The 13,332-nt window shown below is 61.0% G+C and carries 10 protein-coding genes; 2 read left to right on the top strand and 8 right to left on the bottom strand.

Translation table 11 applies throughout. The features are described from left to right. Positions 1–12 precede the first annotated feature (12 nt). From rpsB to ACUIAG_RS01845, 5 genes are all read right to left on the bottom strand, one after another. Positions 13–882 (bottom strand): 30S ribosomal protein S2, encoded by an 870-nt coding sequence (rpsB, locus tag ACUIAG_RS01865; RefSeq protein WP_306222108.1) that lies wholly within the window; start codon positions 880–882, stop codon positions 13–15. 225 nt (positions 883–1,107) lie between these two features. Then, a complete protein-coding gene (locus tag ACUIAG_RS01860) occupies positions 1,108–1,590 on the bottom strand; it encodes a peptide deformylase (RefSeq protein WP_015021747.1) in 483 nt (160 codons plus the stop codon). Between the two features lie 3 nt (positions 1,591–1,593). After that, positions 1,594–3,576: an AMP-dependent synthetase/ligase gene (locus ACUIAG_RS01855; protein ID WP_445339980.1), complete on the bottom strand. Its 1,983-nt coding sequence runs from the start codon at positions 3,574–3,576 to the stop codon at positions 1,594–1,596. 38 nt (positions 3,577–3,614) lie between these two features. Further along, on the bottom strand, positions 3,615–4,169 hold the full coding sequence (locus ACUIAG_RS01850) for a hypothetical protein (RefSeq protein WP_445339979.1): 555 nt from the start codon (positions 4,167–4,169) through the stop codon (positions 3,615–3,617). Between the two features lie 199 nt (positions 4,170–4,368). Further along, on the bottom strand, positions 4,369–5,493 hold the full coding sequence (locus ACUIAG_RS01845; RefSeq protein ID WP_445339978.1) for a GuaB3 family IMP dehydrogenase-related protein: 1,125 nt from the start codon (positions 5,491–5,493) through the stop codon (positions 4,369–4,371). Positions 5,494–5,656: 163 nt separating this feature from the next. Between ACUIAG_RS01845 and ACUIAG_RS01840 the strand changes: the two genes are divergently transcribed. Continuing rightward, on the top strand, positions 5,657–6,916 hold the full coding sequence (locus ACUIAG_RS01840; RefSeq protein ID WP_445339977.1) for an NADP-dependent isocitrate dehydrogenase: 1,260 nt from the start codon (positions 5,657–5,659) through the stop codon (positions 6,914–6,916). 271 nt (positions 6,917–7,187) lie between these two features. Further along, positions 7,188–8,735: a hypothetical protein gene (locus tag ACUIAG_RS01835; RefSeq protein WP_445340351.1), complete on the top strand. Its 1,548-nt coding sequence runs from the start codon at positions 7,188–7,190 to the stop codon at positions 8,733–8,735. Here ACUIAG_RS01835 and ACUIAG_RS01830 read toward each other — a convergent pair. From ACUIAG_RS01830 to arfA, 3 genes are all read right to left on the bottom strand, one after another. Then, positions 8,705–10,531, bottom strand: a complete 1,827-nt coding sequence (locus ACUIAG_RS01830; protein ID WP_445340350.1) for an AMP-dependent synthetase/ligase — start codon at positions 10,529–10,531, stop codon at positions 8,705–8,707. The two genes, ACUIAG_RS01835 and ACUIAG_RS01830, sit on opposite strands and share 31 nt — an antisense overlap. Before the next feature lie 120 nt (positions 10,532–10,651). Next, the gene (locus tag ACUIAG_RS01825; RefSeq protein ID WP_445339976.1) at positions 10,652–11,317 is read right to left on the bottom strand and encodes a M23 family metallopeptidase; all 666 of its coding nucleotides are present in this window, start codon (positions 11,315–11,317) and stop codon (positions 10,652–10,654) included. Positions 11,318–11,510: 193 nt separating this feature from the next. Then, complete coding sequence (arfA, locus tag ACUIAG_RS01820) at positions 11,511–13,046, bottom strand: arabinosylfuranosidase ArfA (protein WP_445339975.1); 1,536 nt, start codon at positions 13,044–13,046, stop codon at positions 11,511–11,513. Between the last annotated feature and the right edge of the window lie 286 nt (positions 13,047–13,332).

Raw genomic sequence — 13,332 nt, 5'->3', positions numbered from 1 at the left:
AGACGCCAGATTTCAGGCGGCCTGATCAGCAGCGGGGGTCTCCTGCTGCGGTTGCGCAGGCTGCTCGGCCTGGGGAGCCTGGGCGGTCTCCTGGGCCTGCTCCTGCGGCTGTCCATCCTTGTTCTCCAGCAGGTTCTTCTCCCACTCGGCCATGGGCTGGTCGGAGGCCTCCTCGGTCTTGGCGGCCTTGCCGGAGCGCTCCAGCAGACCGTCGGCCACGGCATCGGCCATCAGCCTGGTCAGCAGCTCGACGCCGCGAATGGCATCGTCGTTGGCCGGAATGGGGTAGGTGACGAGCTCAGGATCCGTGTTGGTGTCCACCAGGGCCACCACCGGAATGCCCAGCTTGTTGGCCTCGGAGACCGCCAGGGCCTCCTTGTTGATGTCGACCACGAACAGGGCCGAAGGGGTGCGGTTCATGTTGCGGATGCCGCCCAGCTGGCGCTCCAGCTTGTCCTTCTCGCGCCGCAGGAGCAGGAGCTCCTTCTTGGTCAGCCCCGAGCCGTGCACGTCGTCGAAGTCCATCTCCTCCAGTTCCTTCAAGCGGCCGACCCGCTTGGTCACGGTCTGGAAGTTGGTCAGCATGCCGCCCAGCCAGCGCTCGGAGACGTAGGGCATGTTCACCCGGGTGGCCTGGGCCTTGATGGCCTCCTGGGCCTGCTTCTTGGTCCCCACGAAGAGCACGGTGCCGTTGTGGGCCACGGTCTGCTTGATGAAGTCATAGGCCTTGTCGATCAGACCGAGCGACTTGAAGAGGTTGATGATGTGGATGCCGTTGCGCTCCATCAAAATGTACTGCTTCATCTTGGGGTTCCAACGACGGGTCTGGTGTCCGAAGTGGACGCCGGCCTTCAGCATTTCGCTCATGGTGATCTGTGCCATGTCCGTACCTTTCATTGTCGGTTATTGCCTGGCCATGTGCACCTGCGTGCAACTCCGAGGAGCCGACCGACACAGGACGTCGCGGACATGGCGCGAATTTGCGGCGTGCGTTCGGGAATACTCTTGGCGCGCTTGCCCGCCCGTGACAGCAGACCTGCGCAATGACACGCCGAATTACCATGATACCCGAGGCCAATGACCTCGGGCATCGCGTTCGCCCTCTGCCTACCTGGCTGATCTGAGCTGCTGCATGGCCTTGCGGCGAACGTCGCTCTCCAGCCGATCCACATAGACATGGCCGTCCAGGTGGTCGCACTCGTGCTGGATCATCCGCCCCATGATGCCATGGCCTTCAAGAGTCACCGTCTTGCCGTCCAAGTCGATGCCGTGGGCTCGGGCGTAGTCGGCCCGCCTGGTCGGATACCAGAGGTTGGGCAGGGACAGGCATCCCTCCTCGCCATACTGCTCGCCGGAGGTCTTGTCGATGACCGGATTGATGATGTAGCCCACCTTGCCGCCGATATTGTACGAGAAGACACGCAGGCCCACGCCGATCTGGTTGGCCGACAGGCCGGCCCGGCCCGGGTCGTCAACAGTGTCCACCAGGTCACGCACCAGACTGCGCACAGCCGGGGTGATGCTGGTCACTGGATCGCAGGGGGTGCGCAAAACCGGATCTGGAACCACTCTGATTGTACGAATCGCCACTGCTTACTCCTCGTCATCCCGGCCGTCGCGGCCGTCCTTCACATCCTCTGGTGCCGCTTCCTCCTCCTGGCGGACATCACGCATGCGTCCGGTCATGCTGGCCAGGGAGTCGCTCATGGTGGTCCGAGCCCTGCTGACGATGTCGTTCTCCTTGGCGGCCGGCTTGGCCGGCGTCCTGGGGGCATAGAGGACCTTGTCCACGAGTTCGGCATACTGGCGGAGCACCTCGGGGCGCACGACCTTCAGGCTGGGGGTCAGGGTGCCGTCCTCCTGGCTGAAGTCCTTGTCCAGCACCAGGAACTTGCGCACCGACTCGGCCCGCGAGACGTTGCAGTTGGCCTTGTCCACATACTGCTGGATGAAAGCATGGATGGCCTCGTTATGGCTGGCCTGCTCCATGCTCATGTCAGCGTCCAGGCCCTGGGAGGTCAGCCAGGACTTCAGCATCCCGGCATCCAGGGTGACCAGGGCGCCCACAAAGGGCCTGCCGTCGCCCACGACCACGGCCTGGGAGACTATGGGGCAGGTGCTGATGACATCCTCCAAAGGCGCCGGGCTCACGTTCTTGCCGCCGGCGGTGATGATGACGTCCTTCTTGCGGCCAGTGATGAAGACGAAGCCCTGGTCGTCGATCTGGGCCAGATCTCCGGTGTGCAGCCAGCCGTCCTTATCGAGCACGGTGGAATCAAGCTCGGGCTGGTGGTAATAGCCCATGAAGACGCTGGGGCCCTTGACCAGGAGCTCATCGTCGTCGCTCAGCCTGACCGTGATGCCCGAACCAGGGCGGCCGACCGACCCTACCTCATTGGCGTCCTCGAAGTTGACGATGCAGGGTGCTGCCGTCTCGGTCATCCCGTAGCCCTGAATGAAGGTGATCCCGTCGATCCCGTTGAAGAAATGGGCCAGGTCGGCATTCATGGGCGCGCCGCCGCAGGCCAGGTAGCTCAAGTTGGAGCCCAGGGCGGACTCGATCGTATTGCCGACGGTCTTGGTATAGAAAGCGTGGGCCAGGCGGGTAAACAACGAATGACCGTGCCCCTCCTGCTCGTCCTTGGACCACTTGATGAAGTGCTTGGTGGCCTTGGCGAAGACCTTGCCGGCCATGCCGGTGCCGGCCTTTTGCGAGGCGGCGTTGTAGACCTTCTCGAAGACGCGTGGCACGCCCAGCAGATAGGTGGGCCGGAAGGTGCGCAGATCGGTCAGCAGGTGCTTGGCGTTGGAAACGTATCCGACCACGCCCTGGGCGCCGATGGCCACATACTGGATGTAGCGGGCGAAGCAGTGGGCCAGGGGCAGGAAGAGCATCAGGCGGGAGGGCGCTGCCAGCATGTGGTAGAGCACATCCCAGCCCACGAAGACGATGTGGACGAAGTTCCGGTTGGAGAGCATGGCGCCCTTGGGCTCCCCAGTTGAGCCCGAAGTGTAGACGATGGTGGCCAGATCGTCGGCCTTGACTTGGGCGATGGCCTGATCCAGGCGCTCGTCTTCTATCCCCTGGCCGAATTCACTGACTGCGTTCAAGCCCCCGGCTTCGAAATTGAAGACGTACTTAAGCTTGGGCGAGGACCCCCGGACCTGCTCCAGGATCTGCGCGTGCTCAGAGTCGCCGGCAAAGGCCAGGACACAGTCCACGTCCTGGACGATCTTCTGGGCCTGGTTGGGCGAGTCGGTCTCATAGATGGGCACAGAGACCGCCCCGATGGCAGCGCAGGCGAAGTCTGTGACCCCCCAGTCGTAACTGGTGGAGGCGTAGATGACCACGGTACTGCCCTTTTCCACGCCCAGGGCCATCAAGCCCTTGGCCACGGCGCGTACCCGTGCGGACATCTGCCCTGCCTTGACATCGTGCCAGTTTCTGGTCATGGGATCCTGCCACTGGGCAACCAGCTCCTCAGGATCGCGGGCGGTGCGTTTTGCCAGGAGTGAATAGATGGTGTCCTTGTCCGTCGTCGGGTGTTGAAGCTCGACCGTATATTCACGCAACATACCCACCATCATATGGGTCACCCCGCCAAAGCCGCCGCCTAACCCATGTCGAAGCGGACGCAAACCCAGCGCGAACCGCTTCTGGCGACGATCAGGTTGGTCAGCACTGTGCGCTCGCCGACCAGAAATCCGATGGTGGTTTCGTACCGGTCACGGTCTACGCGGTAGAGCTCGACCAGTTTAGGAATCAGCGGCAGGTATGTCATGCCGACGTGATCCGCTGTGCGGACCATGCCCAGATGCCGATCCCGCAGCAACTGGGCCAGCAGGGCCAATCGCTCCATGCAGACGCGGTTGAGCACACGGTCCAGGCTCTTCATAGGCAAACGGCCCCGCAACACATCGAAGACCCTGGATGCCAAGGCGCACAGATTGACAAGAATACGTTTGAGATCCGCAGACAGACCCTCATGCCCGGCAGCATCCCCCGGCCGGATGAAGTTGACCGTTCGCACGGTCAGATTGATGTCGCCAAGTCCCAGCGGCACCTGCGTACAGGTTGACGGCCACCAGCCGCCGATCTCCTGCCCTGTCGACTCCTCGGTTGCTCGATCGTGATCCCAGACCGGCGCCAGATCCATATACTCCGTCATACTTCTCTCCTCGCACTCCGATGTGCTTGTCCCCCCTCCCATGCCGGCGAGGCGCACTGGGCAACCGACGCAACGACAGCGATTACGTCCAGAGTAGGAATGCACCGAGGAATTGTAAAGGCCGGTTCAGGAATGTGGTCAACCTGAACCGGCCTTGATGCGGATTGTGGATAACTGGACCGTGAATGCCTTATTCTGCTCAGCAGCGAGGGGCGGGGGTCACTGCCACACGGCACTTCTGGAAGTTCTTGACATCCACATAACCGGTGGAAGCCATGGCCCGGCGAAGTGCCCCGATCAGATTCAGACTGCCGTCGGTACGGTCGCTGGGGCCGAAGAGTATGCGCTCCAAGCTCCCCACCTGACCTACCTGGACCCTGCGACCCCTTGGCAGTTCAGGATGATGGGCCTCGGCCCCCCAATGCATGCCCTGGCCGGGAGCCTCCGTGGCCTTGGCCAGTGGCGTGCCCAGCATGACCGCGTCGGCCCCCATGGCCAAGGCCTTGACAAAGGAACCCGAGGTGCCAGTCTCCCCGTCGGCGATGACCTGAACGTAGCGTCCACCGGACTCGTCCAAGTAGTCACGACGCGCCTCGGCTACATCCGAGATGGCCGTGGCCATCGGGGCTTGAATTCCGACGGTGGCGGAGTCAGTGGAGGATGCTCCCCCGCCGAATCCGACCAGCACCCCGGCAGCACCGGTGCGCATCAGATGCAGGGCAGCCTGGTAGGTGGCGGCCCCGCCGACGATGACCGGCACGTCCAGGTCGTAGATGAACTTCTTCAAATTCAAAGGCTCATGGCTGGTGGAGACGTGTTCGGCCGAGACCGCCGTTCCTCGGATCACGAAGAGGTCCACGCCCGCATCGACCACCGTGGCATAGAACTCCTGGGTGCGCTGAGGGGACAGGGCTCCGGCCACCGTGACCCCGGCCTTGCGAATCTCCTGCAGACGGCGGGTGATCAGCTCCGCCTTGACCGGTTCCCGGTAGGCCTCCTGAATGACCCCGGTCGCCTGCTCCGGCGAGGCATGGGCTATCCGGTCCAGCTGGGGGCGCGGATCCTCGTATCTGGTCCACAGCCCCTCCAGGTCCAGCACGCCCAGTCCACCCAATCGTCCCAGAGCAATGGCCGTCTCAGGGCTGGTCACCGAGTCCATGGGCGCCGCCAGCAAGGGCAGGTCAAACTCGTAGGCATCCACCTGCCAGGCTGTGGAGACATCCTGGGGATCCCGGGTCCTTCTGGAGGGGAGTATGGAGACATCATCGAGCGTGTAGGCCACCGTGGCCTTCTTGCCGAGACCGATTTCGATATCCTGTGTCATGTCTGCCAGCCTAGCGCCTCATGATGACGCTCCGGCGTGCTACGAACGGGTTACGAGCCTGGGAACAGAGAGTAACAAACTTGGGATAGAACAGTTCGCAAGCGCAACTGCGGCACCGGGAGCAGGATCCGGCCCCCGACCCGCCGACCGATAGGAGGCCGCCATGGACAAGATCGCCGTGAAAGGACGCATCGTCGAGCTCGACGGTGACGAGATGACCAGGGTCATCTGGAAAATGATCAAGGAACGGCTGATTCTGCCCTATCTGGACGTGGACCTGGACTATTACGACCTGGGCATCCGCAACAGGGACGCCACCGACGACAAGGTCACCGTGCAGGCGGCCCAGGCTATTGAGCGCGAGCATGTGGGCGTCAAGTGCGCCACTATCACCCCTGATGAGGCCAGGGTGAAGGAATTCGGCCTCAAGCGCATGTGGAAGTCGCCCAACGGCACCATCCGCAACATTCTTGGCGGAACCATCTTCCGCGAGCCCATCGTCATCGATAACATCCCCCGGCTGGTTCCCGGGTGGTCCAAGCCCATCGTAGTGGCCCGACATGCCTTCGGCGACCAATACCAGGCCACTGATTTCACCGTTCCGGGGCCGGGAAAGCTCAGCGTCGTCTTCACTCCTGAAGACGGGAGCGACCCGGTGACACGGGAGGTGACCGTCTACCCTGGTCCAGGCGTGGCCCAGGTACAGTTCAACCTCGACGACTCCATCCGCGACTTCGCCCGCTCCTGCTTCAACTACGCCCTGCAGAGGCACTATCCGGTCTACCTGAGCACCAAGAACACCATCCTCAAGGCCTACGACGGCCGGTTCAAGGATATTTTCGCCCAGGTCTACGAGCAGGAATACCAGAGCCGGTTCGAGCAAGAAAGGCTGACATACCAGCATCGGCTGATCGACGACATGGTGGCCTCCTCGCTCAAGTGGCAGGGCGGCTACGTCTGGGCCTGCAAGAACTACGACGGCGATGTCCAGTCCGATGCGATAGCGCAAGGGTTCGGGTCTCTTGGCCTTATGACCTCCATGCTGATGACGGCCGACGGGCAGACCGTTGAAGCCGAGGCCGCCCATGGGACCGTGACCAGGCATTACCGGCGCTGGCTCAAGGGGGAAACCACCTCCACCAACCCGATCGCCTCCATTTTCGCCTGGACCGGCGGACTCAAGCAGCGGGCGCGGCTGGATGAGACGCCCAAGGTGGCCGAGTTCGCGCAAACACTGGAATCCGTGGTCATCGAGACCGTTCGCTCCGGTCGCATGACCAAGGATCTTGCCAGTCTGGTAGGTCCTGATCAGCCTTGGCTGGACACCGAAGGGTTCATGGACGCCTTGGACCATGCTCTTGCCGAGCGTATGTCTTCAGGTGCCGCAGAGGCCAAGGGACACAAGGCGGCCAAAGCAGACTAGCAGATCAGAGAAAAAACACCCGCCTTTTGCCATTGCGGACGGTTATTGCAGGCGGTTGATCTCCTCAGATCCGCCTTCACTGTCTGTCCCATCAGCGAGGACCGTGTACGCGAAACATCGACCCTTCATACGCTCCTGCCCGAGAGCCCATAGAATGGTTGCTCGGGACCCGGCCAGAGTCAGGCCCTGTCGGAACGAAGGAGCGAACGTGAAGAAGACCGGCTTTGCACGGCGTTTGTCCAGCTTGCTGGCCCTGCTGGCAGGCCTGGCTATGGTAGCCTCGGCTGCCGCTTGCGGTGGTCCGGCCTCGGGCAGTGGACAGCAGTCTCCGAGCGCCCCGCAGAGCCAGGGAACCACTGCGGCCGCTGATGTCCCCGGTCGGGTGGCCATTTTCACTCCCTCCGACGGCATCACGCTCTCCCAGCACACGCCCATCAACAAGTGGGCCGCGCTGGTTCCTGAGCTCAAGTCAGCACTGGCCAAGGAGCATCTTTCCGATAAACACATCGACACCTACACCAGCGGAAATCTGGAGGATCAGAGCAAGGAGCTGCAGGATTACCTGGTCAACCGTCTTTCGGAGCGCAAGGCCGGGAAGGCTTCAGAGCCGACCACACTGGTGGTGGCACCCATGACCTCGCCTGACTCCATTACCCGCCAGTATGGCGACTATACCAGCAAGTCTCTGGTTGCCGACTCCAAAGACAAGGCGCGGGCACGTCTGGTCTCGTCTCTGCGTCTGGCTTCGGGCGCCGGCATGCATGTGGTTCTGCTGGCCAACCAGGTGCCGGGCATCCAGCCGGATCTGTTCGTGCAATTGTCCGATGCACGGGCCATTGGTCAGATGCAGGCGGACAAGCTGGCCAGCAAGCTGGAGCTGGACAAGGCCAGCAAGGACAACCCCTGCCGCATCGAGATTCTGCTGCCGAACCGGACAACTGATGCGTCATCTGATGAATCCCCTGCTGACAAGGGCGGTGAAGCAGGCCAGGCTGAGCAGAACCAGCAAGAGGATCAGGATGAACAGCATTCCTTCCCCGCCCAGGCTTTCGCTGGAATCTGGCAGGTGCTGGGGCCCTACTTCAAGGATGGACGGGCTGTCAGCCCCTCGGGGCTCCTGAAGGCAGACAGCACCGAGAAGGACTGGCAGGCGATCGCCTTCGATCCGGGCAAGGACGCTTCAGCTACCGGCAAAGAGCTGGCGACCCGCCTGGCCATGAACGATGGCGCCAAGACCCGCACCGAGGTGGACGGCATTCTGGCCATGAACGACTTCATTGTTTCCGGTGTGGTCTCTGAGCTCGGGGATCTGGGATATCGGGGTTCTTCAGCGGACGTCAACCCAGAGATCTCAATATCAGGCATTGTGGGATCCATGGTCGGTCGCCAGGATCTGCACCGGAAGCGCGTGCCCAAACCCGCTCAGAGTCCTACAGCGCAGAATCCGACGGGGTCGCAGGCGGATCCTTCACAGGGCACGGGCAGGACTCAGGATTCCACACCTTCGGACGACCACGCTGCCTGGCCCATCATCAGTGGATACGGCGCCTACGTAGACAACATCCCTCAAATCGTGGACGGACGGCAGTGGATGACTGGTCTGGAGGACAGACTGGGGCTTGCGGCTGATATTGCCAAGGCCTGTGTCGGACTCAACAGCCAGGGCAAGGTGCCAGCCATGGATACGATCCAAACCGTCAACCAAGACGGCAAGCAACTGCGCCGCCTTTCAAGACCACTGGTTGCGGTTTCAGCCTCCAATCTCAAGGCGGCTCTGATTGATACAGGCTACATCAAGCCAGCCGACGCAGGTCTTTGAGCATAGATCCTCTGCTCGATCTGGTCTTCATACCGCTTGAGAACCTCCTGACGACGGGGCTTGTATGATGCGGTGAGCAGTCCATTTTCACGAGTGAAGTCCTGGTCCAGAATCAGATAGCGACGGATCCCCTCGGCCCGGGAGACCTGAGCATTGGCCGCGTCTACCGCACGATCGATCTCCGTGCGGATGATGGGGTTCTCCCCAGCCGAAGCGGCATCGTCCAAGGGTTCAGCGCCCTGGTCCCCCAACCACTTGTTGACCTCCTCGAGATTGAGGGTGATCAGGGCCGAGATGAAAGGCCTGCGGTCCCCGATGACCATGCAATGGCTGATAATGGGCGAACGCTCGACGGCTGTTTCCAGCAGCGACGGCGAAATGTTTTTACCCCCTGCGGTGATGATGATCTCCTTGCGCCGGCCGGTCAACCGAACGAACCCGTCCTCGTCCAGACTGCCCAGATCGCCGGTCAGCAGCCAACCGTCGCGAATCTGTCTGGTGGTGATTTCTGGATGGTTGTGGTAGCCCATGCAAACATCGGGGCCCTTGACGCATAGCTGGCCCTCCTGGTCGATGCCCACGGTGATGCCGGGCATGGGCAGGCCGATGGTGCCCAGCCTGTAGCCTTTGGTGGGGTTGACCGTCACCGGACCCATGGTCTCAGTCATGCCGTAGCCCTCCAGCAGGGGCAGACCTATGCCGTTGAAGAAATCCGCAATGTCCCTATCCAGGGGGGCTCCGCCCGAAATGGCATACCGGACCCGGCCGCCCAAGGCCTCCAGGATGGGATCGTAGACGGTGCCCGTGTACATGAGGTGCTTGGTCTTCAGCGACATGGGAACCCGGCTTCCTGTCTGCTGATGACGAGACCACTGCCTGGCCACACCTGCGGCATCCAGGAAAATCCTGCCCCTGGCACCTGTTCCGGCCCGCTGGGAGGCAGCGTTGTAGATCTTCTCGAAGATCCGCGGCACAGCCAGGATGAAAGTGGGTTTGAAGGTCTGCATGTCCTGCAACAGATTGCGGATGGACCCGGTAAGCCCCAGAGTGAGATCCGTGGCGATGGCGAAGAACTGCAGACAACGGGCGAAGGCGTGGGCCAGGGGCAGGCAGAGCAGAAGCCGTCTGCCCTCACCAAGGCAGATGTCAGGGACTGCCTGGGTACCCGAACGAACGGTGAAGACGATGTTGCTATGACTGAGTTCTATGCCCTTGGGCTTGCCCGTGGAGCCTGAAGTGTAGACGATGGTGGCCAAGTCGGATCCCTGCACCGAGTCGGCACGGGCTTGGAAGTCTGCCTGATCCACCGCCCGTCCGTAGGCGGTCATGGTGGTCAGCGCTCCCCTGGTGATCACATACAAGTCGTTCAGATAGGCGCACTGGGAGCGAACCGCATCCACCCGGGCCCTCATGTCGTCATCCTCCAGAAAGGCCATGCCGACATGGGAGTCGTTGAAGATGCGCCGGATCTGATCGGGAGAGTCCGTCTCGTAGACCGGCACAGTCACGGCCCCGATAGCCAGGATGGCCATGTCCAGGGCAGTCCATTCCCATCGGGTGTGCGAGACGATAGCCACTGAATCCCCCCGGTCTACCCCCCGGGCCATAAGCCCCTTGGCCAGCGCGACCACACGGTCGCGAAACTCCCGGGCCGTTATCGTGTTCCACTCGCGTCCGCTCCGGTATTCGATCAGAGGATCGTCGCCCAGGCGCTTCACCCTGTCCTCAAGCAGGGAGAAGACACCGGCATCGGCGTCTATGGGCTTCTCAAGCGGACGCGTAAATTCTTGCTGCATGTTCTGCATGATTACTCCCTGCTGAAACGGCGTTATGCTTTACGATTCTAACCGCTCCCCCGGGCCTGCGATATACCTGGTCTGCAGACGCGCGAGTCTTGCAGGCGGACCCCTGCACTCCTATAGAGGCTTGAGGCGAATGCGATGCCGTCCGACTTTAGCGCCTGGATCCAGATAGTGGTTATGACCATCTTTCAGCCCCCAGTGCAGGCAATCTTGGTCACAGTGGTCAGAGACCCCATCTACCTTTCCCCAGACTGTGCCTGCCTGCAGCCGGGTTCCCTCCGGCAACGAGCTCTTCGCCGGCTCATAGGTGGAGGTCAGTTTGCCGTGACGAATGGAGACCACGTCCTTGCCTGCTACAGAACCGGTGAAAGTGATGACACCGTCTGCTGGGGCCCGGATGCGTCTGCCTTGTTGCACTGCCAGATCAATCCCGCGATGACCGCTCAGCCATGGATGATCCGGAGGATCGAAGGGACGCATAACCTGCAGAACAGCCTTGTCGCCAGGCAGAGGTTCAAGGGGCCACAGCCAGCCCCGGCGGCAGGCAGAGGTCGATGAGGTAACTCGATCAATCTGCGCCGGAGCTGCAGCCGAAGGCAGGGTCGGCGCAGGCTGAGCCGCGACGGTTGCCGTAGGCCCTCCGGCCGACAGGACCAAGGCCAGCATCAATGCCAGCAGGGACCTGGGGAACCAGGGAGGCCGACAGCCGGAAGGCATGTCAGGCATCCGGCCGGTAACCCTCTGGATGCCCTTCTTCTTATGGTCACGCGCACAGGCCATAATCGCACCTTCATTCCGTCATCACGGATGCCCGATTGAGCGTCCACCATCATGATGGACTTGATGCCAAAGCCTTGCGGACTAATAGGAGGCATGTGGTCGAATATGTAGTCGTCCACACTCAGATGGATTGTCAAGACACGCTACTCGAGAGTCCTCGAAAGGATTCCCAGCCAAGATGCCTTCTTGCCCTCTAAGCCAAATGAATGAGCGTCCAAGAGATGGGAGGCAGTTGAAGGTTGATGACATTTTCTTCCATCTTGAAGTCTTGTCTGGCGTGCATGACGACCCGTTCCTGATGTTCAAGGGTGTTGCGAGCCGACGGGTCATCCTCGTGCAGGGTGCTGACCGCCACCTTCCGATGTCGATCCTGTTCAGGCAGCACGATGCTAAAATCAACGGCACGCTCAAGACTACGGTTGACTGCAAATACGCTTAGGGAACCGTCGGCACCTCTAACGGCCACAGAATCAGTCATGGGCACCTGACCATAGCGAGAGGTCTCATAGGTGTCGCCGCTTTGCACGCTCTTGAGTACACGGGCACCCCGCGCATAACGGGCAGTCAGGGCGAAGGGATAGAAAATGGTCTGCCTCCAGGCCGGGCCGCCGGGCTCGGTCATGATGGGGGCAATGACGTTGACCAGCTGGGCCAGGCTGGCCGCATGAACGACATCAGCATGCCTGAGCAATGTGATCAGCAGGTCACCCACCACCACGGCATCTGCCACAGAATAGACATCCTCCAAGAGCGGCGCGCCAAGAGGCCAATTGCCGATGCCTTCCGGCGATTTGCTGGCCTGAGCATCCTGGTACCAGACATTCCACTCATCGAAGGAGATGAAAACCTGATGATCACTGCCCAGCCGGGCACGCGAGGCGGCGATGATGGCCGCTACATCGGTAATGAAACTGTCCATGTCCACGCCGGAAGCCAGAAAGCTGGCCATGTCTCCATCCTTGGGCGCGTAATAGGCATGGCATGAGAGGAAGTTCACATTTTCGAAGCAGCGCTCCAGGACGGTACGCTCCCAGAGACCGAAAGTGGGCATGGTGTGCGAAGAAGATCCACATACAACCAAATCCAGTTCCGGATCGATCATTCGCATGGCCACAGCCGTCCGGTTGGCCAGATCGGCGTATTCCTGTGCACTCTTGTGGCCGATCTGCCAGTCGCCGTCCATTTCGTTGCCCAGGCACCACATCCTGATGTCGAAGGGGCGATCATGGCCATTGGCACGCCGCCGTTCCGACAACTCGGTACCCGATGGCACATTGCAGTATTCGAGCAGATCCAAGGCCTCCTGCATGCCCCTTGTGCCTAGGTTGACGGCTTCCATGAGCTCGTTGCCACCCAGCTTGTCCAGCCAGTTGCTCATCTCATGCAGGCCGAACTCGTTGCTTTCGCTAGAGTGCCAGGCCAGGTCGAGGCGACGAGGACGGCTTTCGCGCGGACCCACGCCATCTTCCCAGCGATAGCCTGAGACGAAGTTGCCGCCCGGATATCGGATAATGGTCACGCCCAATTCCTTGACCAAATTCATGACGTCACCGCGAAAACCCTGCTCGTCTGCTGTCGGATGACCCGGCTCATAGATGCCCGAATAGATGCCCCGGCCCAGGTGCTCCACGAAAGATCCGAAGAGTCGATCGTCGATGGGCGTGGACTCCTGCTCCTCATCCACCCTGAACTGTGCCCTGCTCCTGTGAGTTTGCTGCCCTTGCGTCACTGTCTGACTCCCTCGTTCTGACTTTGTCGTCCATGCTTCTCATCCATATTGGAACTATGGATCATCTGAATGGTACAACGTTGTGTATTCTGCAAAGCACTCAGCTGCAGCTTTGCACAATCTCGAAAAGGGACAGCCCAGTGTCGAACGAACGACTGCCTAATCATCCTTTTGAACAGCAATTCAATCAAATGATCATTCTGATATCTGTACATACAGCAACCAAGAGCGCTTGGGGCAACGGGTCTTGCATTCGTTGTATTGATCGCACAATACAAATGAAAAA

Source organism: Bifidobacterium sp. ESL0825, assembly GCF_052606465.1.
Note: the sequence above shows the minus strand (reverse complement) of the source record. Positions and strands in the feature narration are given on the sequence as shown.